A 25,475-nucleotide genomic window follows, 5' to 3' on the forward strand; every position below is an offset into this window, starting at 1 on the left:
GCCGATGGCGAACAGCATTATCTGGCAATACTTCCTAATAAAGAGATCATTACCAAGAGTATGGCTGTGCGGATAAAGCGTGGCGAAACAGCTACAGTGCCAGTTGAAAAACTCTTTGGAAAGAATGCTTCTCAACGTAAACTGATTATTGAGACAACAGAAAACCCTATATGGTATGCTGTACAGGCTCTTGGAGGACTTACCCTTCCTAAGTATGAAGATGCTTTCAGTCAGTTGTCGTCTTTTTATGCCAACAGTCTTATCGCTAAGATAGGTAGTCAGTTTGATAACGATTCTATTTTCATTAAGATGCTCGGTACGGCAGCTAATCCAGATACTTTACGTCATCGTATAGATGAGGCTGCAAGTAAACTCGGAAACCTACAACATAACGATGGTCGATGGAGCTGGTTTAGTGGCATGCCAGGTAATGATTATATGACCATCATGATAGCCGAACAACTGGTTCACCTGAATCAGTTGATTGGTGCTGGACAATCAACACGCCTTCCTGTTTTGACTGCAAGTATAACTAATGCAGAGACGATGTTACGACAGGCGATGCCGGTTATAGACAAGTGTATTAGCGATGAGGCCAAAACGATGCGTAAGAAGGAAGCAGAAGAGCGCCAACGCACTAAAGGCAGAGTAAAATCATTACCATATATACCATATGAAATGGTAAACCATGCCCTTTATGTTCGTGCAATGGCAGGAGGAGTAGAGAGTGACAGTCTCAAATCAGATATCGATTATCTTATGAGTAAGATTATAGACCGTCCTGATCAGTTAACCATTTATGGCAAGGCTATTCTGGCTAATGTACTTGATAAGCGTGGAGAGAAGCAATATGCCCGTGAATTTCTGGAGAGTATTCGCCAATATAGTGTAAAAACACCGATGATGGGTGTTTACTTTGATACGAATAAGGCTCACTCTTCATGGTACGACTATAAGTTGCCTACTGTAAGTATGGCGCTTGAAGCCTTCCATAAGATTGCGCCAAGCGATACGGCTATGCTCGTCGGTATGCAGACTTATTTGCTCGAAGAAAAACGAACACAGGAATGGGATACACAAATTAATTCGGTGAATGCCATTTATGCCCTGTTACTCGATAATATGAAAGATATGCATGAATCAGAGGGGGTAGTACATGTTACAATGGATGGTAAATCTGTAGCTATGGGTGATGCAACCGCCATTGTTGGTTTCTGCAAGACAGAGCTGAAGGAACCAAAAGGAAAGATGCTCACGATACAGTCAGACCCTTATCCTGTAGCCCAGCATAACAAATCCATTGTAGCGGGAATGTCATGGGGGAGTGTCTATGCTCAGTTTGAACAGCCTGTAGCAGATATTGATGCCAGTTTCTCGAGTGGTTTTACAATTAGTCGACGTTTGGAATTCGCAGACAGTACCAAGACTCCTACCGTAGGCGATAAAGTTCGCGAAGTCATTATCATTCATGCAGAACGTAATTTTGATTATGTTCGTGTAACCAGCAATCATGCTGCCTCGCTCGAACCCGTAAAGCAGTTAAGTGGTTACGACTGGAGATTCAATTGTTATGTATCGCCTTACGACAGTCATACCGATTACTTCTTCAATACCATGCCAAAGGGCGATTATACATTGACTACGGAGTATTATATCGATCGCAAGGGTGAATATCAGAATGGCTCTTGTTCTGTTCAGAGCGTTTATGCACCAGTATTCAAAGCCTATGCCAGTCAGAGATAGAGAAATCATACTATAGCTTGACTCTTTATTTGAGTAAAACGATTTTTTTTAGTAATTTTGCATTTAGTATCATTTAAAGATGAAGAGAAAAAAATCAGTTTATAATATTAAAATAGGGAATGAAGTCACAATTAAAAAACAAGATTTTGGCTATAGTCTTGACTTCTGTCGGCGTGACAGCTAGTGCTCAAAATGTCCAACTCCATTATGACATGGGACACGTACTTAATGGTAATCTAACTTCTCGTCCAAGTGTAACAACAACTGTCGAAATGTTTAAACCCGATGCGTGGGGTAGTACATTTATGTTTACTGATATTAATTATCAGCGTGATGGTGTAGAAGGAGCCTATTGGGAAATTTCACGTGAATTTCATGTGAGCAAGAATAAGCAGTGGGCAGTACATGTAGAGTATAATGGTGGTTTGAGTTCTAATGAAAAGACATGGGACGCTACTCGTTTTCAGCATGCTGTGCTGGCTGGTGGTGCATGGAATTGGCATTCAGCAGATTTTACTAAAACATTCTCGCTTCAGGCCATGTATAAGTATTATTTCAAGAATCGTCATTATGGGGCCCGTCCTTTCAGTGGTTTTCAACTTACAGAAGTATGGAGCATTCATTTTTTAAATCGACTTTGTACCTTCTCTGGTTTCAATGATCTTTGGTATGATCCTAATGTAAATGGTAAACTTATTTGGTTGAGCGAACCTCAGTTTTGGTTTAATCTGAATACGATTAAAGAATGGGATAAAATTAATCTGAGTGTAGGAACAGAGGTTGAGTTATCCAATAATTTTGTTTGGAACGATCAGGGACAAAATAATCGCTTTTATGCTATCCCAACATTGGCATTAAAGTGGACTTTTAATTAAAAAGACAAGTGCGACATCATTTCATTGTTAAGATGGAATCATGTCGCACTTTTTACGAATCACTTGATGACTTCAGAGAAGTAAAAATCACGCAAAGGTTTCACTACGATATCTCCCTTGACGGTTATATTTTTTTGCAATTTGATATCCTGTGATGAGGCTCCTATCTTGACCGTAAATGTGCCAGGGGCGATATTCCATTGTCGTTTACCGTTGTTAGAATAATAGCCAAACTGTTCAGTGTAGAGTTTTACCTTTACTTTCTTACGCTCACCAGCCTTGAGTGATATGCGTGCAAAGCCCTGCAGTTGGATAGGGCGGATATTCTGATTCTCTTGAGTAGGAGATAAGTAAACCTGAGCGATTTCATCAGCATCCATTTTTCCCGTATTTGCTACTTCGAATGCGATATGCAAGCTTTCATCAGAAGTCTTCACTTCTGCAGGAACTTCAAGATTACTATAGTCGAAAGTGGTATAGCTCAGTCCATAGCCGAAAGGCCAAGCCACACGTGAATCCTGTTTGGCAGAATAGTTATAGCAGATGGGCTCGTCCAGTTCTACATTCGGATAACTTACAGAAAGTTTAGCTGATGGAGACACGTTACCGTAGAGAATATCTGCAACAGCATGACCACCTTCCTCACCAGGATACCAAGCCTGGATAACAGCAGCACAACGGTTAGCAATGTTAGAGATGACTTGCGCTCTTCCACCAAAAACAACCAGCACAACAGGTTTTCCTGTAGCCAGAAGTCGTTCTACATATTGTTCCTGATGTCCCGGGAGGCAAAGCCCCTGTCGATCACGATTTTCGCCACATAGCATTACATTCTCACCAACAGCTGCGATGATAACATCCGCCTTCTTTGCCATGGCCAGAGCTTCAGTTTCATCAGCCTTTTCACCAGAATCGACCTTGCGATGTAATACCTCGTATTCCCAAGCACGTTCATCACCAGATACAGCATACTTGGTTTCGATAGTATCAGTCCAGTCACATCCGCGGGAATAAGAAATATTTATCCCCGCAGGCTTTCGGTCTTTCATACCTTCGAGGAGTTTCACGATATGAGGATGGTCAAGATCTTCAGTTACCTTCTTCCAGAAATAAGTCATTGCTGGGAACGAATAGTCACCACACATGGCCCACATCGTATTCGCATTCGGACCTGTGACGAAGATATTCTGTTTGCCTCGAAGCGGTAATATCCCTTTATTTTCAAGTAAAACGACACTTTGTGTAGCGATATCGTAGGCAGTCTGTCGCTCCTCCTTACTATCGAGCTGAATAGGATCTTTGCTGTAGAGATAAGCGTTCTTGTCGAAGAGCCCTTGGCGATATTTATGGCGAAGAACATCTTTTACAGCACGCTCAAAAGCCTCGGGCTTAACCATACCTTTATCGAGACCTTCCTGCAGGAACTTATAGTTGGCACCATGCGGAAAATCCACATCGTTGCCAGCGTTGATCGCTGCAGTAGCCTTCTGAAGAGGAGTATCAAGACCAGGAATTTGGTCTATGGCTGTATAGTCACTAACCACCATACCATCGAAGCCGAGATAGCCACGAAGAATATCGGTCAATATCTCATGATTAGCTACACAGTTAGTACCATGTACAGCGTGATAACCAGGCATCAGCGCTTTGCTTCCAGCCAGACGAATCATTGTTTCGTGAGGAAGTAGAATTTCTTCCATCATCTCCTTTTCCTTAGCATCGCCTCCGCCACCATATCCGAGATAGTGCTTGCTGCAAGCCCCCACACCTTTGGTTAAGTCGCCCTGCTGTAATCCCTTGACAAAGGCAGTACCCATTACAGCCGACAGATACCCATCTTCGCCATACGACTCTTCGAGCCGGTTGAAACTCGGATTTCGGCATACGTCTACCATAGGCGATAAGGAGAGTACGCCCCCCATTTTGCGCATATCGATACCCGTTTGTAAGGTCTTTCGCTCAGCCAGTTCGGGATTAAAAGAGCATGCTTGTCCTATTTGTTGTGGATAGATCGTAGCATCTTTCGTGTTAACACCCGAGAGCACTTCTTCGTGGAAGAGAGCAGGAATTCCGTTAGGAGTATGATGTATGAGCCAGTCTTGTACAGCAGCAACGCGGTCTCGAAGAATATTTGCATCGAGCGGTTTTTGGCTGGCATATTGAGAGAAGTGACCGATACCAAACGGAATCAACTCTTTACATTTTACGGTATCCAGATTACCCTGTTCATCAAACAAGTCATCCATATATCCACTACGTAATTGGTTAATGCGTTCTTCCTGCGACATTCTATCGTAAAGAGCGTCAACCTGCTGATTAATAAGTATAGTTTGGTTATTACAACTGACAAGAGCTATAGAAGCACACATAAGCAATATTTTTTTTCTCATGTTAAGGTTTAATGTTATTATTTGGTTAGCTTTGGTGCAAAGATACATTTTTCTTTGAAAATATAACTCTATCTATTTACAATAATCCCAAAATCATCTTATTTGCTTTGTCAACCACTGACGTTTCTAGTGAAGCAAGGTAAATCCGTGTCGTTGCTTCAGAGTCATGTCCCATACCTTCGCTGATAACAGATAAAGGTATATTTTTAAATTTGGCAGCACTTGCCCAAGAGTGGCGAGCTACATACATGGTCAGTGGTCTCTGGAGTTTAAGCATAGTCGAAAGCTCTTTTAAGTGATAGTTCACTAAATGAAGGGCATTGTTGTATTGTTTTCGTTCCTTGCCTGGTTTGGTAATGATAGGAAGAAGATAGATCGTCTCATTTTTAGGGTATTTGTCGATAATCTCCTCCATGCACTTCTCCCACTTGATCGTGAGCAGCTGACCCGTTTTTTTTCGTCGGTAAGTCAGAAAACCGTTTTTCAAGTCTTTCTTTTTGAGGTATGACATGTCGATGAAAGACATGCCACGAGTGTAGAAACTGAATAAGAACATATCACGTGCATAATCGAGTATCGGTTTCAACGACAAGTCCTGTTCTTTCAAGGCTTTAATCGTTTTGATAGGAACGGCTCGTTTAACAGTTTTCTCAACTCCCGTATAGACGTGTCGAAACGGATAGATTTGTGGAGTCAGCTCCTTTTCTACGGCACGATTATAGACGGCGCGAAGATTGCGCATATAGAAAGAAATGGTGTTCATGCTAACCCCTCTGGCTTTCAGATAAGCCTCATACAGAAGCATGAGGTCAGAATTGATGCCATTAAGTGGGATATCTCGTCCGTCTCGAAAAGTGATAAAACTTTTAAGTGTAGCGGCATAAGTCTCAGATGTTCGGATCTTGCCCAAAAGCTTTAATTGTGCTATGGTATTGTGCATGAAGGTGAAAAACGAAGTTTCTTTAGTTACACGTTGGAATGTAGCTATTATAGTATCCGTCGTATATCTAAGTTCCTCTGTCTCCATTTGTCTGATAATGCTTTTCAATCGGGTGAAGTCCCATTTCAAATGCTCCTTGATATTGCACAAAACAGCGTATCGGTTTTCGTTCATGATAATACATTCTTCTGTTGCATCCCATTCATTTGCAAAAATATGATAGTCGGTGTTTAACTGGCGAACTACGCGGTTATGGATAATTTGAAAATAGATGCATCCTTCTTTATCTTCAACAGTGGAAGGTCTAAACTTTATTTTTATTGATGTCATAGTATAAAATTATAGTTGTTACATTATATACTGTGATGGGGAATATTTTATATCCCAAATCGAATAAAAATATAGAGAATTAATCCATTTTTTGAGTAAGTCTAGTATATAAATTCTCGTTTTTTGTATTGGATAGAGCGATAAAATATCGTATTTTTAGAACCTTTGTGCTTAAATTGAGCGCAAATGAAAAAAGAACAATCTTCTTTACAAGTTCAGCAACTGGACGCACAATATAATAATGTTCGTCAACTTTTCAACACTATAAGAGTACTATATGAAAAATATTAACTAAATTTGCACTTGTATATTGAATCTTGAACAAAATAAATACTTACTTATGCGTATAATCTTAATGTCTTTTCTATGGCTATGCTCAATAGCTTCTTTTGCTCAGACAATAACAGGTCGTGTTATTGATGAATTGTCACAGCCTTTGGCTTTTGCTAATGTTGTATTATTGAATAGTGCTGACTCTTCTTTTGTTAAGGGAGTCATAACCAAGGACGATGGAACATTCATCATTGATGCAGAAGGCAAGGACGGATTACTTAAACTCTCAAGCGTGGGTTATCAAACCATGTTTATTGCTGTCCAGCATGGGAGTGTGGGAGACATTAAGATGCAACTTGCTACCCAAACACTTGGTGAGGTGGTGATAAAAGGTGAATATCCTCAATACAAGATGACTGCAGGCGGTATGGCTGTGGATATTCATAATTCGATGCTTAAAGATGTTGGAACGGCAGATGATGTCCTTTCTATGCTGCCAAACGTGCAAGGCGAAGACGGAAAATTTACTGTGTTTGCTAAGGGTACTCCTGAGATATACATCAATAACAAAAAAGTGCAGGATATTCAAGAACTGAAACAACTGAAATCTACAGATATCAAGAGCGTATCAATAATAACCTCACCTGGTGCAAAATATAACGCTGAGGTGGGTGCCGTGATACGTATTAAAACCTTAAAGCCTCAGGGTGATGGTTTTGGCGTGGAGACATATAGTTGGCTAGGTTATAACAAGAAATGGGCAAACTATGATGACGCTACGGTAAAATATCGCACTGGTGGCTTGGAACTAACAGGTTCAATGGCATTGAATCATGCTAACTACTCTGAGGACAACACATTGGCTACTGATATTTATACAAACGGCAATCATATCAATATTAGTCAATATGCTCCAAATAGTTTCTGGTACACCCTTGTTAATGGCAAGATAGGTGCAAGTTATGATTTTAATGTCGACAATTCTATAGGCTTCTCTTATAAACTGAAGGGTTCTATTTATCAAGGTGGAACAGCTCAAACATTACAAAATATAAAGCGTAATGATGTTCTTGAAGGAAATGTTGATCAGTTGATGACAATACAGATGAGCGATAATCCACAGCATGAAGCAAATATGTATTATGTGGGTAAGGCTGGCAAACTTGGTATTGATTTCAACGGAACATGGATTTGGAAGAAAAACACACGTAATCAAGCTTCCCATGAAGAAAGTCTGCAATTGGGTAATCGTGAGGTAAATACATACAACGTAAATCGTAATAATCTGTTGGCTGGAAAATTAGTGTTGAGTTATCCTGTGTGGAAGGGCGAACTGAGTGTAGGTTCTGAGATAAGCCGCTCTAATAATCATGGTGTTTATACCAATATAGAACAGGTATTATTGCCTTCAGATGATGAAATAAAAGAAAGTAATACAGCTGCTTTTGCAGAATATCAGTTGAATTTAGGAGAATGGAACTTTGTTGGAGGCTTGCGCTACGAATCGGTTAATTCTGATTATTATTCCTTTGGAAAATTCCAGACAGAGCCAAGTCGAAAATATCGTGATTGGTTCCCTAGTGTTACCTTAGGATGGGAAAAGAATAAATGGGGTGTTCAGTTGGGATATGATAAGCGTATAAGTCGTCCAAGCTATCGTTCTTTAAATTCTAACGTGCAATATGACAATCGCTATCAATATGAAGGTGGTAATCCGTTGTTGCGTCCAACAATAAAGCAGAATCTCAGTCTGAATGTCACCTATTCTTGGTTGAGTTTCATTGCAGGATACAGACGTGACAAGGATGTACAGCAGAGTTTTGGTAGCCTGTATAAGGAAGGAACGGAAATAACAATATGGACAGATCGCAATTTCGATAAGGCTGAATTCTATAACCTCTCGCTAACAGCCTCTCCTAAGTTTGGATTCTATTTGCCAACGCTCACAGTTAGCTACTGGCAGCAGAACTTTGACACAAAGGCTTATGGTGTAGATAGGAATTTTAATAAGCCAGAGTGGGAATTCGACTTCCGCAATTGGTTTACCCTCAACAAGACAACCAAGGCAATGCTTTATTTGCACTATTCAACAAGCTATTACAATGGTTTTACTTATTACAACCATGGCTTTAGAGTGAATGCTCGTGTTCAGAAGAAATTCTTTGATGATAAGATTACTGCAGCTATTATAGCCAACGATATCTTTCGTACTAAGCGTGACAGCTGGACAGGTTATTTCCCTGTAACAACGATGTCGAGGGATGCCTATACCTTTACCCAATCCATCGGTGCCTCTATCACATACAACTTCAATACCTCTCGAAGCAAATACAAAGGAACTGGTGCTGGTAATGCAGAGAAGGAAAGACTGTAATGATAAAAGACGTGGGAGTTAGAAGAGATAACCTAATGATATCTGAATGTTACGGTTCTTGCAACCGTCTACGACTTTAGATGTTCCAGTCAATCCATGAATATATCGTCCTTCAATAAATACATTGTTATTGAAACGATAGCCTAGTCCACCAAAAATACTAAAATCGATCTTCTTGGTATTGTTAGAAGAATAAGCGTCATATGTGTTTTCCCAATTCTCTAGTTTGCCTTTCTTGGAAAGCAAATAGCCTATCTGTGGACCACATTCTGCATAAAATCCGTCGGCAATGTAGTATTTTATAGCAATAGGGAGGTTGATATAATGACTTGTAACGGTATAGTTCTCATTGGCTATGTTTTGTTCAATAGCTGTAGTATAGATGATGTCTTTATATCCTTGTTGAGAATAGAGAAGATCTGCTTCTAATTCTAATTGATCCGTTAAAGCGTAATTCATAACTCCTCCAATATGAAAGCTTGTTCGAAACGATAAATCGCTGGAAATATACAGTTGTTCTACTTTACCTTGAGTTTCTTTAGAAAAGTTTAATCCCCCCTTTACTCCAAATCTAAGTTTTTGTGCATTTGCTGTAAGTGCTATGACTGCAACAAATAAAGTTAATGCTGTTTTCTTTACCATTTTTTTGTGATTAAATTGTTACTTCTGTTTTTATGGTTATTTTTAATTACCTTTATAACGCATGAAGAGACTATTTGTTGCTAATATTGAGAAATATTATTGAGCTCTTTGAGTTGGTTTTCATCAACGTTATCAGTAAGACCCTTTTTGAGTTCTTCCCATGAGATTTGCGTAGCAGGCGCAAAGGCATCAGAATTCATATAACGAAGAATGCCACGATAAAGAGCTTTCGTTTCAGGAAGTTTGCTACGTAGATTAGTCATGCAGACCATTAATTTACCTTTGCCAACTTGGAATTCAAAGATAAGTCCCAGACGATGATTACGTTCGATATTATCAATAACTTGTACGATAGGGCGATACTTCTTATCTAAGTTATCGAGCATGAGTGGGCGACTGTTCTTGGTAGCATCAAACCATTGCCATGAAGTGTAGCTGTCAGTTGGGAAATCAGCAAAGATAGGATGCAAAGGGTTAGCGATATACAGGCCGAGTGTACCCGGAGAAACAGGTTTCTTGTTGTTTTCGCTGATTGTCTTAAACATACGCCAGTTCCAGTAATCCGTCAAGAAGAGTCCGCCAACGGTATTTTTGTAGAGCGCAGAATCGTTCGCGAAGGTCGTACTGTCAGGCATCCAGAGAACGACAGCGCCTCGTTTTAACTTATTGGCGACAGCATCGTTCAGTGTACTTGTAATCAGCACTTTACCTTTTTCTGCTTCCGCCTTATCGATGGAAGGGTAGACCCATATACTGTAATTGTTACGATATACTTCCTCATTATTATCAGAAGAAGCCGTTGTGAGCGTTAAACTATACCTACCAGATTGCAAGTTTTTAGCCTGAGGTATACAGATAGTTCCCACTGAGATGAGCCCTTGAGCATCAGAATTTACAGTTAATTGTCCCTGTACGATGGTCGTATCCGACAAATTAGTTGTATTACCGTTTTTGCGAGAGAGTCCCCAAAGAATATTTTTACCCTTCAAGGATGCACCACTGTAATTAGCTATTTTGATATCAGCCAGAATCGTCTCATCAGAAAAGCAGAATTTAGGCAGTTCAGCCAGAATAACAGTATTATAGCACCACTGTTTCCATTCATCTTGGGTGGTAATCCCTTTTGTTTGCATATTGGCATCGAGAATACCCACGTAAGCCGAACCCTGTCCTGGATAATCCTGAATGTCGAGGAGCTGGAAGCCGGCCATGTTCTTGGTACGGAGATCCATTTCGATATCAGCCTTATAGAGTTGTACGGCCCATTTTCCGCTGGCATCATGGAAGGCTTTAGCCATGTCGGCCAGACCGGCTTTTTGCAGTCTTCTCTGGAAAGTCATCATATTATACGGATAGAGCACCCCTTTATACTCAGGTATTTCTGTTTCGAAATCAGGATAAGTCTGGAATTGACCCGTCTCGTGGCTGATAACAGGAACATTGGCTGCATCGCAGGCAAGGTCAAAATTTCGGGTGGAATTCGGATAGAAATGGTTGAGCATACCACCATCGTAGACATCGGCAAAGGCGAATGAGCCACGAGTGTGGGTGTTATAGTTGCCCCATCCTTCGCCACCGATACGACAAGTGGTGAAGTAATCCATTCCCGGTTTGATGCCCTGGTAGCCTAGATAGAAGTTAGAGCCGAAAGTATAGAGTTTTTCAGGTGCCATTTTGCGGAAAGTATCCACAAATTGTTTCATGGCTTCGATAGAACCCCAGAGTTCATTACCTAAAGCCATCATTTGGAAACTAGGATGATGTCCATAGGTACGGATAATATTCTTGCCTTCTTTCAGAAGAAAGGTCATGAGGGTAGAATCTTCAGCCTTGAAATCCCCCCAGAAAGGAAGTTCTGGTTGTAAGTAGAACCCCAACTCATCAGCTGCCTGAAATGCAGCTTCAGGTGGACACCAGGAATGGAACCGAATATGGTTGATGCCATAGGTACTGAGCTGCGTGAGATATTCTTTCCAGTCATCAGTCTTCATGGCAACATGTCCCGTTTGTGGCCATACGCAGGCATCATGTTTACCTCGTAGAAAAGTGAGGGTATCATTCACATAAAAGTGATGATTCCGAGTTTCCATTTTGGTAAGTCCAAAGGTTGTTTCATAGATATCTTTACCTACAATTTCAGCTTTCAGTCGGAAGAGGTTAGGATGAAACTCACTCCATCGTTTAGATGTTTTAGACAAGTCGAAATGAATAGTAGCATCCTTGTCTTGTTCATGGAGCAGTGATGCTATCGGGAAAGATTTTTGAGCGATAATCTTTTCTTTGTCGCCATCGGTATCGATAACAGAGAAAATGATTTTGTCTTTGCGTTTCAGATTCGGCGTACAGCGGAAGGTCACCTGTGCCACGGTTGGGTGCTCAATGTCTGTGCGGACTTGCAAATCGGTGAAGTGAGTAGGGTGGATGGCCTCCAGATACAGTTGTCCGATGATACCGTTCCAGTTCGTCTGAGTATCTTCTGTGTAGGCATGTGAAGAAGCGTATACTTGTTCAGGAACCCCGCTGCCGTTATCCACAAGAATAGTGATTGTATGCTTTCCTGGTGTAAGAACCTTAGAAAGATCAAAAGTCTGGGGAGTAGATACATCATTACTGCCTCCACACAGTTTGCCGTCAACAAAGATAGTCGTAGTTTTGGTACGTTCAAGATGGAGGATAATAGTATGATTCTTCCAACTTTTGTCGATGTAGATGTTACGGCTATACCACGCTTTACCCTTATACGAGAAAAGACGGGAAAGATGTGTAGTCTCAGTAGTATCTTTGATAGCGACACCCTTGCAATTCGTATCAGTAGTTCCGGGAAGCGATACCAGATCGCTAAATGGCGAATTGATAGACAACGAGCCCAGCGGATCGAGCGCAAACTGCCACTGACCATCAAGGGCAAGCCGTGTCCGTGATTGAGCAGACAAAGATAACGGCAAGAATAAGGGTAAGGATATCAATAGTAGAGATAAAAATATTTTTTTCATAATTGATTATTTAGGTTTTTTTACAAGTCTAAGGTGATTATATACTAGTTAACTGCAAATATACTGGTTACATAGTCCTTCATTTTTATCCAAATAATTCGTCCATGGTAATAGGTATCGGAGAGATTTCCGAATACATATTCTCATTTAGCCCGTATGTCGTTACGAGGCTTACCTGCACCCCGCCTTTGTGCCCTGTTTCCTTTTGAAAAGTTTCCATGCGACGGACGATGTTTCTGTATTCAGTCTCATTAAGAGTGTAGTCATCCTTTGAGTATTTCATCTCACAGATAGTCACAATACCGTCTGCACGGTCTATTACCAAGTCTATCTGGACGGCAGGTCGGCTTTTCTGACTGCGCCATGCATAGTATTCATGTCTGATAGCATCAAGCCTCAAACCATGTATGATCTGTCTTACATGCCACAGACAAACACGTTCGAAAGTAAGACCATACCAATTGTTTTGTTCGGGCGTACCGAGTGTGTTGCGCCAGAAATGTTCATCCGTCACTCTGCGAGTTCCAAAACGATAGTGGAATAGAGAGAAAAAATCTATCAACTGGTAGATTCCGTTTTTCTGCAATGAGCCATTGTTATAGCGGCGAATAAAGTCACAGTGCTCCAAATCATCCAACATGTCACTAAGATGGCCATTGTCTGCAATCTTCAACTCTTTCGCTATCTCTGAACGAGTGTAACCATCTCGACGTGTGCTGAGCAGTCGTATAATTTCCATATATGAATCAGCATTCTTAAAAAGAGAGTTGAAGAGTCTCTGGTATTCATTCTCCAGTTCAGGCTCTGCTGAAAAGAAAAGAGAATCTATGTTGTCTGGCACATTTTTCTTCGGATCAAGCAGACTCAAATAGTATGGTACTCCACCAAGCACCATATAAGCCTGCAATACGGCAATTCTTGGCCAACGGAATTTCCTGCTTTTTAGATATTCCTCTGTTTGTCCAAGAGAAAAAGGACGTAGGTGCATGGTGTGTGTGGTACGCTTATGGAGTCCTGCCTTGTTGTTGACAATATTGCGCATCATCCATGAGGTAGCAGAACCGCATACAACCAAGTAAATGTTATCTAACCATGAGGCACGACTGTTCCAAAATAAATCCAATGCTTGTAGAAATCCAGAACGACGCGTATCGAAACAAGGCAATTCATCAATGAACACAGTCAGACGACGCTTGCGATTTTTGTTTTTCCTCTCCAAGAGTTCTGCAAGTTGTGTAAAAGCCTCAATCCATGAGGATGCTTTGTCTCCTTTGTGACCATAGCGTACCAATGCATTATGGAAAGCCTCCATCTCTGTTTCTCGTGACCCGTCAATGACTCCTGTTGCGTAGAAGTCAAATTGATCCTTGAAGAAACTACGGATAAGAAAGGTCTTGCCAACACGGCGACGACCATATAAGGCTATGAATTCACTCCTTCCTGACTTAAAGTAGTCAGAAAGTCTTTCTAATTCCGATTCCCTACTAATAATTCTTTCCATTTTGACCTTGTATTTTGTCGATTCAAAAAATAAAGGGTAGAAATATTATGATTCTATCATAAATTGCTGATACAAAGATACAAAGAATATTTTAAATAAGATTTATTTCGGGCGGAAACTTGCATTTTTTTTGTGTTTCCGCCCGAAATAAATCATATTTTACCACAAATATAGGCGCAAGATTGTTACTTATATTGGGCGGAAACTTGATTATTTTGGCTGTTTCCGCCCAAAATACTTCATTCGCATTTATCAATGCAAGCAACATTCTCATTGGTTGCGAGCATAGTATAAGCATGAGAATTCACATGTCATAGTAAGATAGTTCCCGTTGTTTAATTTTATTCCTTGAAACCCCATGTAGCATTTGTCTTTTTGCCCTCTTTTTTTCTTCGAGAACGAACTTTTTGACGAAATGATTTCCATGCATTGTTGGAAATAATTCTCTTTTTTTTCTCTCAAGCGCCTCATAATCCTCTGTCATAACCAAATTTATACCATGCATCCATGACGAGATGCTTGGTGCGATATTCACCATACTGTCGGATTTCGTTGTCTTTTAAGACGCGGAAAGTCTCATTGATGCAGCCCTCACCACATACATCTTCTGGGTCGAGAATGTAGCGGAGATCTTCTGTTGTGAGACCATAGAGGTGGGCAAAGATGGCATCCAATTCTGCTTGCCATATAGCACGCTTCTCGGGATTATAGATGAATGGTTCTTTATTGCCAAGTTGCGGTAACTCTGCACGTTGTTCTGGAGTAAGTTCATCCCACAGTTCTTCTGCCCAACCGTCAAGATCATGGTTGAAATAGCAAAGTTTTGCCACTCGCTTTACTATCTCAAAACGCCACTCTTCTGTTATCTGATTTGGCGTGAGAACAGGGAACTGCTTAACAAAACCTATGCTTGCATGACTACCGCCTATTTTCTGCCTTGTAACATAATCAAAAGGTATTGAAGACATCAAGCCTAAAAGTATTGCTCCGGGCATAGTGCCACACTCCGCGAAGAGGAGTGTGGCACTATGCCCGACGCCAAAGGCGTCTGGAATAGGCGAACAAATGAATGTGCGTTCATTTGTCGCATTTGTTATATCTCTAAATCCAATTATCCACTTATGCTTCCACTTCCAAATGACATTCCCTTGACGGTCTGTCTTTACCAATCTATTTTTTACCTCAGACATTGGCACCCAATACCAAGGCATGATACAAGATGAGGAATTTGACAATTCTTCAATCGCTGGAGTGTCAATCGTGTTTGGGCGATCTCCTTCTGTTGGCCATGTGCCATAATGATGATTGTAGTGCCAAATCATCTTACCTTCGTAGAGTGGCACATAGATTTCTCCATCAAGATTGAAATTAGGAGCTTCATATTTTGCACCTGATTCCATAAGTTGTGCGTAAGTACGGAAGAGATGTGAATCATTGGACATATGTATCATACTTCCAAATCTTATGCTCCATGGGTTTTCTCCATTCTGCTCGTTGAGTAAAATAGTAGAATTCCTATATATTTTTGCTGTAAGTTTCGCGTCACGGCTAGTGCGGAACACAGGACAAGTTTTAGTGTTTGGATTCAGTCTCGCAAAGTCGGAAGTCTGCAATGAATAGATTCTGCGAGGGTCAAGTAAATGATCCAAGCGTGTAAGGTAGAATCCACCACTTACCTCTCGTGGCGCTTCTTGTGCTTTTCCAGCAGTCAAGAGACAGAACTTAAACCTTGAATCGATATCAAATAGCTTTTCTCTATTCTCGAAATCATAGAGAGATATCAGTCTGTTCTCATCAATGAGTTTTGAAAAGAAAGCTTTGCTGCTGTCATTGACAGCAATACCCGTTGGAAGAACCAAGCCCCAAGATTCTTTGGAGAATCTTAGACAAAGTTCTGCAAACAATGGATACAAGTCTATTTTCCCACATGCAGTTAGAGGGAAACGTCCCGAATTTTTTACATAATTACTTTGACTTGAGATGTCTGTATAGGCACTTATATAATTTTCATACAATAAAGGATTCTTTTCTTCTAATTCCGCAATCTTTTTTTTACGAACACTTTGGTTTGCTGCATTTACTATATCCATATTTTTTCCAACAAACCATTTTTCGTCTTCCATTTGCAGCTTATCCCAAGGTGGGTTTCCACACATTACATCAAAGCCTCCATCATATGCGAAGACTTCAGGAAACTCTACGCACCAATGGAAGAAACGATGCTGACGAGCACATTGGTCACCTCTTTACGGAAATCATCTGGTAACCTTTGTGCATCGACAATACCATCATTATCATCAAGATATTTTATTTCTTGAAGTGCTTGAAAAACGGTTCGGGTATATGGAATGTTAAATGCTGTAAAAGTGCCAGACTCGTCTAAGTCACTTTCAATATCTTTTGAGGTAAACTGCTTATAATAAGAGTACCTTTGTACTCAATAATCCATCTCTTAGAAAGAGATGAAGAAATTTGCAAAACAAATCCAGGTTTTGCAATAATCCTTTTATCATTTCTTAGTCTTGTTGCTTATCCGTATTTTCAGTGAAGTGAGGTTATTTTTGTTGATACCTTAGTGTATTGCTGCGTGATGAGAGCTCGTAGAAGTATCCGTATTCTTGGTATTAGCAATAATGACTTAGCCTACATACATTACTATACGGTAATGTATGTAGGCTAAGTCATTATTATATAGTAGAGTAGAGGTACTCTTGGATTAGTGCGTTTTATTTTTTCTCATTTGCTTTGCCTCATATTTCTGTATTGTTGTCATTATGGAGCCTATAGTATCTCCAATATCCTTCATCTGATCTCTGAGTGTTATTTCGTCATCTGTATCACCATCTTTACTATTTACTTCAAAGTAACAAAGTTCCTTGTCTGTTTTCGTATCCTTTAAAATAACATGTGCCTTGATATAACCATTCTTATAGACTTCTAATACTCTTATGACAAGTTCATAATTGGTCGTATCGCAATCAACGCAGGTAATGATGTTAGATGATTTTTCATTAAAATGTTCACAGAAGTATGATAAGGACTTCTCTGCCCAATCCTTATCCCTTTTGTATTTTCCAAGAAAAATATGGAAGCTGCTTCCTGTAATTTTTGGTGCAGATAATTTATTTCCATACGGGTCATATTTTATCTTTTTGGGCATATATATAGCCTTGGAACAATCAAGAGAAGTCTTTATCTTTTCATCAAACATATATGGTAATTTCCCTTCTATAGCTTCTATCGTTGGGGTGCTATAAGTAAGATTCATATATGGATTTTTCTTCTTTTGTGCTTGCATGTGCAAACATATGAGTATGTTAATGAGTATAATTAATATTTTCTTTATATACATATAGTGGTCATATAAAAAGGAGTGTCAAAAACTGACACTCCTAGTTGATGTTTATTTGGTTTCGACAAAGTATTCTTTGTTGAAAAGCAGACCTTAAGCCCAAGGATTTTCTGTTGGGTAAGGTAAGCTCTTAGGCTGGTTGTAAGCAACATCCTTGATACCGAGGTACTTGAATACGTCGAAGAGGATGCGACCAACATGATTGAAGGCTACAGCACCGTGGTGTGGATAACCCTTCTGGATCAATACGTGACGATAGAAACGACCCATCTCTGGAATAGCGAAGATACCGATACCACCGAATGAACGTGTAGGAACATCAAGTACCTCACCCTCAGCGATGTAAGAACGGAGGTTACCCTCTGAATCACACTGCAGACGATAGAATGTAACAGGGCTAGCAGCAATATCACCCTCAAGTGTACCACGTGTGAAGTCTGGTGTGCAACCATTCTCGAGCAAGCGGTTCTGGATAAGCTGGAACTTGATAGCACGGTTAGAACACATCTTGCAAGAAGGAGTGTTACCACAGTGGAAGCCCATGAATGTATCTGTAAGACTATACTTCTGACCATACTTAGGTACGATGTCCTCATCGTAGATGTACTGTGGAGTAGAGTTGTTGATATCGAGCAATGTAACGGTGTCATCGCTTGCACACATACCGATGTACTCAGAGAGCGCACCATAGATATCTACCTCGCATGCTACAGGAATACCACGGCTAACAAGACGAGAGTTAACATAGCAAGGCTCGAAACCAAACTGACTTGGGAATGCTGGCCAGCACTTGTCTGCAAATGCTACATACTGACGGTCACCCTTGTGAGCTTCAGCCCAATCGAGCAATGTCAACTCAAACTGTGCCATACGAGCGAGCAATTCTTCGTAATATTTGCCTTCGCCCATTTCCTTACGCATATCCTCGCAAACGTCAGCGATACGTGGATCGTTAGCGTGCTCACGATAAGCTACAAGAAGGTCGAGCTCTGAATTCTCTTCGATTTCTACACCAAGTTCATAAAGACCCTTGATAGGAGCGTTACAAGCGAAGAAGTCCTGAGGACGTGGACCGAAAGTGATAATCTTCAAACCTTTAAGACCCAAGATTACGCGAGCTACAGGAATGAAGTCTTCAATCATTTTAGCGATTTCATTAGCTGTACCTACAGGATAAGCAGGAATGAAACCCTTCAAGTGACGCATGCCAAGGTTGTATGAGCAGTTGAGCATACCACAATAAGCATCACCACGACCATTGATCATGTCGCCATCGCCTTCTGCAGCTGCAACAAACATGCAAGGACCGTCAAACTTCTTTGCGATAAGAGTTTCTGGGGTCTCAGGACCGAAGTTACCAAGGAATACAACGAGTGCGTTGCAACCAGCTGCCTTTACTTCTTCAACAGCTTTGTTCATATCAGCTTCATTTTCTACTGTAGTCTGGCAGTTGAAAATTTCGCCTTTATACTCTTTTACAATGTTTTCACGACGCTGAGTTGACAGTGCGATAGGGAAACAGTCACGGCTTACGGCAATAATACCGAGCTTCACTGTAGGAATGTTATTAGATACCATATATTTAATGTTTTTGTAATATATATACTTAGTATGAAAAATTGCTTAGATACAAAATTCATAGGTTGTAAATCTTGTTGCAAAGATAAATGATTATATGAATTACACCAAATAAAAATAGTGTAAAATTGGTTAAAGGACACTTTTTATATGAAAAAGTGGTGTATCCGGTGAAAAAGCATTATCTTTGTGTTTACTTTTGGATACAAAAGTTTAATAAAGATAGAAATTAAAAGAATGTAACTATGTGTGGAATAGTTGGATATATAGGTAATAGAGATGCTTTCCCAATTTTGATAAAGGGATTGCATCGCCTAGAGTATCGTGGTTATGACTCCGCTGGTGTAGCTTTGCTTAACCAGAAAGATGAACTTAATATTTATAAAGCGAAGGGTAAGGTGGCCGATTTGGAAACGGTAGCAGCTGATAAAGATTGTTCGGGTTCTATCGGTATCGCTCATACACGATGGGCTACTCATGGTGAACCTTCTGTTCGTAATGCGCATCCTCATGTATCTGAGAGTGGTAACCTTGCGATAGTGCATAATGGTATCATCGAGAATTACGCGGTATTGCGTGAGCAACTCAAAGCTAAGGGGTATCATTTTCAGAGTGATACAGATACTGAAGTGCTGGTTCAGCTTATTCAGTTCGGTATCGATGAGCACGGATTTAATTTGCTTGAGGCTGTAACTAATGCCTTGCGCAAATGTATTGGTGCGTATGCTATCGTGGTCGTCGATAAGAATTGTCCTAATCAGATTGTAGCGGCTCGTAAGGGTTCGCCTATGGTGATCGGTGTAGGTCAGAATAATGAGGAATTTTTCATCGCCAGTGATGCGACTCCTATCGTGGAATATACGAAAAATGTGGTGTATGTAGACGATGAGCAGGTGGCTTGTATCGAGTGTGGCAAGGATTTGCAGATTTATAATCTCGACGAGACGCAGGCTGAGATTGTGGTAAAGCATGTAGACTTGGATATCAATATGCTGAGTAAGGGTGGTTATCCTCACTTTATGTTGAAGGAGATTCATGATCAGCCTGACTGTATGCGTGACTGTATGCGTGGACGTATTGTAGATGATGAAATCAAACTATCTGCAGTGGATAATTTCGGTAGTCGTCTGTTGCATGCTCGCCGTTTTATTATTGTGGCTTGTGGTACTTCATGGCATGCTGGTCTTATCGGCAAGCAGCTCATCGAGGAGTTCTGTCGTATTCCGGTAGAGGTAGATTATGCTTCAGAGTTCCGCTATCGTAACCCGGTACTTTATCCAGATGATGTGGTTATCGCTGTGTCTCAGTCTGGTGAGACTGCCGATACTTTGGCTGCTATCCGCTTGGCTAAGGATAATGGTTGTATGATTTTCGGTATTGTCAACGCTGTAGGTAGTAGTATTGCTCGAGAGACAGATACGGGTATTTATATCCATGTAGGACCAGAAATTGGCGTGGCTTCTACGAAAGCCTTTACAGGTCAGGTCTTTTGTTTCGAAATGCTCGCTTTGGCATTAGGTAAGGCTAATGGTAAGCTTGATGACAAGCGTTATAAGGAGATGGTAGAGGAGTTGCAGGTTATTCCTGAGAAGATAGAGAAAATCTTGGAGCAGGATGATGCGATAGAGCATTTGGCTCGTCGATTTACCTATGCTCATAACTTCTTGTACTTGGGGCGTGGATGGAATTATCCTGTAGCGCTCGAAGGAGCTTTGAAGTTGAAAGAAATCAGTTATATTCATGCTGAGGGATATCCTGCTGCAGAGATGAAGCACGGTCCGATTGCCTTGGTTGATGCTGATATGCCTTGTCTCTTTATTGCTACACACCATGAGGGTTACGAGAAAATTATCAGTAACATGCAGGAAGTAAAGGCTCGTGGTGGTAATATCATCGCTGTCGCTACAGAGGGTGATGAAGAGATTAGCAAGATAGCCGACGAAATTATCTATGTGCCATCTACCATTAACTGGTTGGTGCCATTATTGAGTGTTATTCCTTTGCAGCTACTCTCTTATTATGTCGCTGTAGATAAGGGCCTGAATGTGGATATGCCTCGTAACTTGGCGAAGTCGGTTACTGTAGAGTAAGAGTTTTAAGATATTAACTATATAATTGTGCTATTTGTTCGGCAAAGTCAGCCGGACTGATAGCACTTTTTCGTATCTTGGAGCGATAGTTGTATACGGTCTGTACTGAGAAATGCAGGAAGCTGGCGATAGATACACTGTCTGTTATACCCATGCTGATAAGGGCATAAATGCGTAGATCTACAGTAAGTATATTTGGTTTGGGCTGTTTGATTTGTGCTTCAGGTTTCAGCAGTGCATTAAAGCGCATCACGAAATCAGGATGTGAATCGAGGAAAGCAATATCAAACTGGTAATAGAAATTTTGGAGATATTTCTCGAGGTTACCTGATGAGGTAAGCATCGTTTTTGCTTTTTCGATTTGTCCTGTAATCAGCAGATTATAGACGCCTTTTTTGAATTCGTCGATATCGCCGAGATAATTAGTAATCAGTCTATATACCTCGATGAAGTTTCTGTTTCTTTTTTTGATTTCTTCTAGCAGTTTACGATTATTAATTTTCAGCTTCTCCTGAAGTTGGCGTTCAGAATCGATAGAGTAGTGTAATGAGCGATTCATTCTTTGCATATCATCGACCATTATCTTTCGATTTTGAGCTCGTAGATACATGAGATAAGAGAGAATGATGATAGCAATTAAGGTAAGAAAAAGCAGAATAATACCTGTAACCAGATATTTCTCATTGCGTTTCATCTTTTCCTCGTATTTTCGGGTAATGATAGAGTGGGCCTTGACAATGTCCAAACTTCGCAAGCCGTCATGAAAAGAAGTGGCATTGTCAGTGCAGAGTAGCGCATATTCAGCAGCTCTACTACTACCTTGCTCTATATAAGGCGTCTTCAGTAGAAAGAGAAGTGACATAGCTTCACGGTTGCTACTGGTGATATCGTTAATAGCTGATTCTATCAAATAGTGAGCGTATGCATTTTGATTTTTTTCTTGTCTGTATATTTTGCTTAGAGCGATGTTAAGCATTGCTGCCTGTATGGTATTGGGGCGGGCTTTTTGAAGCAGTTTTTGTAAGGTAGATTTGCTGACATCTCCTAGGTAAAAGTTTCGATAGTAATAGTACAGCCAGTTATCCTTAGATATATACTGGCCGTATTTGCTCCAAATCTTTTTACTATGCAGTTTGAAGGCTTTTGAGAACAGAGGATATTTTCTTCCCAGGTATCTGCCTTCTAGTTCGATTGATATGATGGCCATTAATTGTTGGCACGGTATAGGCGCCTTTTTTATATCTCCTTTTTGGGCTAGCATATGCATAGCCTGGTCAATCTCACCTCTATATATATGTATTAATATAAGACGGAGTTCTATGTCGAGTATTTCTTCTGCTTGTTTGTCACTCAATGCGATTTGATGGCATTGGTTGGCATAATATAGAGCAGAGTCACTGTTATATTTTAGATATGCATCTGTAATTGATAGCAGGTAAGTATATAGGTCTTGGTCACCATATGATGTTGTATTCTGCAACTTAAGTTTTCCTATTTCTTTTTCCTTGTCGGCGTAATACCACTTGGCCTTGGATACGACGTTATCCAAGCGATCAAGATCTTTGTCTATATCGAAGGTCTGTGCTATCCCAGACATAGACATGGTGAGGTATATAATGATAACAAATATGTTTCGAAACATAAGAAATTGAATTATTTTTGGCAAAGATACTAATATTTCCAATTATTACCAAATAAATTATCAGTATTTACAATTACTATCTTATTTCATGTATTTATATTCTAAAATGTTTATTATCAACTGTTTAAATACCTTGAAAATTTACTTTTGCTTTTCAATCTATAGGTTACTGCTTGTTTTTATGTGAAATGGTATATCTTTGCATCAAAATAAAAACAACCAACACAGGAGATGGATGTATACAATCAGCTCCATAATCTTCTTATAAGGTATTGATCTATATTGAAAAGACTACTTGAGTTAATATTTTATGTATTGAAGTTTAAACATAAATCGCTTAAATTTGTGTTTCTTAATAAAAGAAACAAAAAGAGGGAGACTGTCGTGAGACAATCTCCCTTTTTTATTGTTTGTTTCATGTATTACATGAGTATCGGAATTAGCAGTTTGAAACCAAAGTTTCTGCCCATATTGTAAATTCCCATTTTACCATTTTCAGGATTATAGGTAGTATATTTGAGCCTGCTTAAATGATCTTGATAGGCGCGGTCGAACAAGTTGTTTGCTGTTATGTATAGACTTGCTCTTTTCTTGCCTTTTATCTTCAAGTCTGTACCCATACCTATATTTACGAGTGTATAGCTTGGTGTAGCGGTTTCAGTATCGTTGTATGCATAGTAATGGTCTTGTTTCAGATGACATTCCATATTGATATTGATATAGGTGTTATCGAGCACCTTACCGTCTCTTATGATATCGTAACGAAAATCTGAGGTCCACTTAGGTGCTGGAGTAAACGGCAGATACTTTCTGTCTTCAGGTTGATTTAACTGTACTGCGTTTACGTATGAGAAGGCATTCTGCCAATGTAGCTGTTCTATCGGATGCCAGTCGATACTGCATTCACCACCCATCAGTCGGGCATGGCCTTGTGTGTATTGATAGGTGTCGTAACCTTCTATTTGTATACCTTCTAGTTTTTCCGTGAAGATATAGTTATTGATCCAATTACTGAATAGAGATAGTTGTAGGGTTACTTTAGGGGTGGTATAGTCCCATCCTGCATCAATCTGCCAACTATTTTCTGGTTTAAGATCGTGGTTACCAAGCTCATATTGTACAGATCCCTCGTGTACACCATTTGATGCAAGTTCACTGAGGTTAGGTGCTCTGAATCCACGAGACAGATTTACTCTGACATTCATATTAGGTTGTATTTCGTATACTGCACCTGCACTGCCGGTGATGTTTGAAAAGTTTCGCGAAAACTGGTCGAATTGTTCCTCGAGTGCAAAGCTGTGTAAGTGTCTGTGGTCATATCTCAAACCGCCGCTTAATGTCCACTTACCCGTTTTATAGGTTGTGGTGCCAAATACACCGATATCAAAGAGCTGGTAGGCTGGTATCAAATACTCGTCACCATGGTTAAGAGAGCGCTGATACATACCGTTAACACCGGTGGCTATCTTCCAGTTACTATGTTCCGCTATAAGATATTTCAGATCATAGTTGATGGTATGCAACTGAAAATCAAGTCCGGCTTCATCCATACTTTCTTCGTATTCCTGTCGGCGGTTTTGCTGATAGGCGAGTGTTGCTTTAAGTGTTCCATCTCCAATGTAGAAAGAGTTGTCGCTTACTACTTTATAGTGATGTACTTGTTGAAACGGTAATTCTTTGCTATAGCTATAGGTATCTCCTCGTTCACCCTCAATAATACCAGGTGTAAGGTGATAGTAGCTCAAGCAAAGATGTGAAAATCCCCAGTTTTTATTGAGTCCCGCCATGGCTTCAGCTGCTCGTTCGCGAAATTGAGAGCCTTGTACATAGTTGTCGTATTTGTTTTTATAGTCGTGTGCCATTTTATCAGACCATCGCCCATTCCATACAAAACCGTTTTCGTTGCCTTTGAAGTTTACGGAGTAGTCAAAAAGTCCATTGTTGGTTTGATATTCTGACGATAAGTTGGCTTGCATGGTATGGTTAGGTGCTATCTGGTCACCATGAAAGACAATCACACCTGCCATGGCATCAGAACCATACATGAGCGAAGCTGGACCTTTGAGTATTTCTGCAGAAGAGATACCATTTCCATCGATTTCTATTCCATGTTCTGCACCCCACTGGTTACCTTCCTGACGTATACCATCATTGACAACTACCACACGGTTGCTTCCAAGTCCTCTGATGATAGGTTTAGAGATACCGCTACCTGTTGTAAGCTGTGATATACCAGGTTGATGGCTGAGTGCGTCAATGATATTGGTTGACGAAGTACTGACCAATTGTTGTGTACTGATGACTGAGATTGGTGTAGGTGAATCTTTCATTAGGGTATGGCCTGTAAGTCCGGTTACTACTACCTCATTGATGAGTGCATTCGACTCTTTCAGTACAAAATTCATGTGTTGTGTTTGTGATAAGTCGATTATTTTTACGATAGTTTGGTGACCGAGGTAAGAAACTTGCACCTCTGCTTTTTTGGCAGGTAATCCACTTAGTTTGAAGTTACCATCTGTGTCTGTGGTAGTACCCTGACGTAGTTCTGGAAAATAGATTGTTACTCCGATGAGAGGTTTACCATCGCTGGCATCAGTTACTTGACCTGTAAATGTGGCAGATTCACGCATAGGTTCTGCCCATGCTCCTATTATAATCATCTGGATAAGGAGCATAACCATTATTTTTTTCATTTTCGTTGTTGCTATATATGTATGTAATACTGTCCCACGATTTCTTTTATATCATGGGC

12 protein-coding genes and 2 pseudogenes are annotated in these 25,475 nt (G+C 40.3%); 4 read left to right on the forward strand and 10 right to left on the reverse strand.

What is annotated here, in order from left to right; genetic code table 11:
- Positions 1-1,476 precede the first annotated feature (1,476 nt).
- Both L6471_RS14195 and L6471_RS00630 read left to right on the forward strand, forming a co-directional pair.
- A pseudogene (locus L6471_RS14195) lies at positions 1,477-1,743 on the forward strand (alpha-2-macroglobulin family protein); the annotation flags it as partial.
- 119 nt (positions 1,744-1,862) lie between these two features.
- On the forward strand, positions 1,863-2,618 hold the full coding sequence (locus tag L6471_RS00630) for a nucleoside-specific channel-forming Tsx family protein (RefSeq protein ID WP_074549534.1): 756 nt from the start codon (positions 1,863-1,865) through the stop codon (positions 2,616-2,618).
- A gap of 59 nt (positions 2,619-2,677) precedes the next feature.
- Here the strand turns inward: L6471_RS00630 and L6471_RS00635 are convergent, their stop codons facing one another.
- The gene (locus L6471_RS00635; RefSeq protein WP_237797011.1) at positions 2,678-5,008 is read right to left on the reverse strand and encodes a glycoside hydrolase family 3 C-terminal domain-containing protein; all 2,331 of its coding nucleotides are present in this window, start codon (positions 5,006-5,008) and stop codon (positions 2,678-2,680) included.
- 76 nt (positions 5,009-5,084) lie between these two features.
- Positions 5,085-6,278, reverse strand: a complete 1,194-nt coding sequence (locus tag L6471_RS00640) for a site-specific integrase (RefSeq protein ID WP_237797012.1) — start codon at positions 6,276-6,278, stop codon at positions 5,085-5,087.
- A 340-nt stretch (positions 6,279-6,618) separates the two neighbouring features.
- On the opposite strand from L6471_RS00640, the gene L6471_RS00645 reads away from it, so the two are divergent.
- Positions 6,619-8,925, forward strand: coding sequence for an outer membrane beta-barrel family protein (locus L6471_RS00645; protein WP_237797013.1), 2,307 nt, complete (start codon positions 6,619-6,621; stop codon positions 8,923-8,925).
- 18 nt (positions 8,926-8,943) lie between these two features.
- On the opposite strand, the gene L6471_RS00650 is transcribed toward L6471_RS00645, so the two are convergent.
- The 6 genes and pseudogenes from L6471_RS00650 to L6471_RS00675 form a co-directional block, all read right to left on the reverse strand.
- The gene (locus L6471_RS00650; RefSeq protein ID WP_237797014.1) at positions 8,944-9,567 is read right to left on the reverse strand and encodes a porin family protein; all 624 of its coding nucleotides are present in this window, start codon (positions 9,565-9,567) and stop codon (positions 8,944-8,946) included.
- A gap of 80 nt (positions 9,568-9,647) precedes the next feature.
- Positions 9,648-12,560, reverse strand: a complete 2,913-nt coding sequence (locus L6471_RS00655; protein WP_237797015.1) for a sugar-binding domain-containing protein — start codon at positions 12,558-12,560, stop codon at positions 9,648-9,650.
- An 85-nt stretch (positions 12,561-12,645) separates the two neighbouring features.
- Complete coding sequence (locus L6471_RS00660; protein ID WP_094448582.1) at positions 12,646-14,061, reverse strand: AAA family ATPase; 1,416 nt, start codon at positions 14,059-14,061, stop codon at positions 12,646-12,648.
- A gap of 467 nt (positions 14,062-14,528) precedes the next feature.
- Positions 14,529-16,235, reverse strand: a pseudogene (locus tag L6471_RS00665) (Eco57I restriction-modification methylase domain-containing protein); the annotation flags it as partial.
- 542 nt (positions 16,236-16,777) lie between these two features.
- On the reverse strand, positions 16,778-17,329 hold the full coding sequence (locus L6471_RS00670; protein ID WP_144263835.1) for a hypothetical protein: 552 nt from the start codon (positions 17,327-17,329) through the stop codon (positions 16,778-16,780).
- Between the two features lie 177 nt (positions 17,330-17,506).
- Positions 17,507-18,991 (reverse strand): L-fucose/L-arabinose isomerase family protein, encoded by a 1,485-nt coding sequence (locus L6471_RS00675; RefSeq protein ID WP_094448585.1) that lies wholly within the window; start codon positions 18,989-18,991, stop codon positions 17,507-17,509.
- A 245-nt stretch (positions 18,992-19,236) separates the two neighbouring features.
- On the opposite strand from L6471_RS00675, the gene glmS reads away from it, so the two are divergent.
- Entirely contained in the window at positions 19,237-21,081 is a 1,845-nt protein-coding gene (glmS, locus tag L6471_RS00680; protein WP_027453814.1) for a glutamine--fructose-6-phosphate transaminase (isomerizing), read from the forward strand.
- A 13-nt stretch (positions 21,082-21,094) separates the two neighbouring features.
- Here the strand turns inward: glmS and L6471_RS00685 are convergent, their stop codons facing one another.
- Together L6471_RS00685 and L6471_RS00690 are read right to left on the reverse strand one after the other, a co-directional pair.
- Complete coding sequence (locus tag L6471_RS00685) at positions 21,095-22,723, reverse strand: DUF6377 domain-containing protein (protein ID WP_237797017.1); 1,629 nt, start codon at positions 22,721-22,723, stop codon at positions 21,095-21,097.
- Positions 22,724-23,145: 422 nt separating this feature from the next.
- Complete coding sequence (locus L6471_RS00690) at positions 23,146-25,416, reverse strand: TonB-dependent receptor (RefSeq protein WP_237797018.1); 2,271 nt, start codon at positions 25,414-25,416, stop codon at positions 23,146-23,148.
- Between the last annotated feature and the right edge of the window lie 59 nt (positions 25,417-25,475).

The sequence above is a fragment of the Segatella bryantii genome, from assembly GCF_022024215.1.
In the GTDB taxonomy this organism is placed as follows: Bacteria; Bacteroidota; Bacteroidia; order Bacteroidales; family Bacteroidaceae; genus Prevotella; species Prevotella bryantii.

Coding starts and splice junctions, on each gene's coding strand:
- L6471_RS00675 (WP_094448585.1), bottom strand. CDS start 18,991: ATGGTATCTAATAACATTCCTACAGTGAAGCTCGGTATTATTGCCGTA.
- glmS (WP_027453814.1), top strand. CDS start 19,237: ATGTGTGGAATAGTTGGATATATAGGTAATAGAGATGCTTTCCCAATT.
- L6471_RS00630 (WP_074549534.1), top strand. CDS start 1,863: ATGAAGTCACAATTAAAAAACAAGATTTTGGCTATAGTCTTGACTTCT.
- L6471_RS00635 (WP_237797011.1), bottom strand. CDS start 5,008: ATGAGAAAAAAAATATTGCTTATGTGTGCTTCTATAGCTCTTGTCAGT.
- L6471_RS00670 (WP_144263835.1), bottom strand. CDS start 17,329: ATGAATCTTACTTATAGCACCCCAACGATAGAAGCTATAGAAGGGAAA.
- L6471_RS00655 (WP_237797015.1), bottom strand. CDS start 12,560: ATGAAAAAAATATTTTTATCTCTACTATTGATATCCTTACCCTTATTC.
- L6471_RS00650 (WP_237797014.1), bottom strand. CDS start 9,567: ATGGTAAAGAAAACAGCATTAACTTTATTTGTTGCAGTCATAGCACTT.
- L6471_RS00685 (WP_237797017.1), bottom strand. CDS start 22,723: ATGTTTCGAAACATATTTGTTATCATTATATACCTCACCATGTCTATG.
- L6471_RS00660 (WP_094448582.1), bottom strand. CDS start 14,061: ATGGAAAGAATTATTAGTAGGGAATCGGAATTAGAAAGACTTTCTGAC.
- L6471_RS00645 (WP_237797013.1), top strand. CDS start 6,619: ATGCGTATAATCTTAATGTCTTTTCTATGGCTATGCTCAATAGCTTCT.
- L6471_RS00690 (WP_237797018.1), bottom strand. CDS start 25,416: ATGAAAAAAATAATGGTTATGCTCCTTATCCAGATGATTATAATAGGA.
- L6471_RS00640 (WP_237797012.1), bottom strand. CDS start 6,278: ATGACATCAATAAAAATAAAGTTTAGACCTTCCACTGTTGAAGATAAA.